We start from the raw sequence: 431 nt of genomic DNA, 5'->3' as shown, positions 1-431 counted from the left end.
CCCTGTACCGTGTCGGCACCGTGGCCACTGTGCTGCAGCTGCTGAAACTGCCTGATGGTACCGTCAAGGTGCTGGTCGAGGGCGAGCAGCGTGGCGCGGTCGAGCGTTTCACCGAAGTAGAAGGGCACATCCGTGCCGAAGTCTCCCTGATCGACGAAACCGACGCCGCCGAGCGCGAGTCGGAAGTGTTCGTGCGCACGTTGCTGTCGCAATTCGAGCAGTACGTGCAGTTGGGCAAGAAAGTCCCTGCTGAAGTGCTGTCTTCGCTGAACAGCATCGAAGAGCCAGGGCGTCTGGTCGATACCATGGCCGCCCACATGGCCCTGAAGATCGAACAGAAGCAGGAAATTCTCGAAATTGTCGACCTGACCACCCGTGTCGAGCACGTGCTGGCGCTGCTGGATGCTGAAATCGACCTGCTGCAGGTTGAA

At 59.9% G+C, this 431-nt stretch carries 1 protein-coding gene; it reads left to right on the top strand.

All coding sequences use genetic code 11. The features are described from left to right. A partial coding sequence (locus EOE48_RS28900) for an LON peptidase substrate-binding domain-containing protein (protein WP_187371602.1) occupies positions 1-431 on the top strand: 431 nt, incomplete at both ends.

It is taken from the genome of Methylobacterium oryzihabitans (genome assembly GCF_004004555.2).
In the GTDB taxonomy this organism is placed as follows: domain Bacteria; phylum Pseudomonadota; class Alphaproteobacteria; order Rhizobiales; family Beijerinckiaceae; genus Methylobacterium; species Methylobacterium oryzihabitans.
This window is presented reverse-complemented; position numbering and strand designations above follow the sequence as displayed.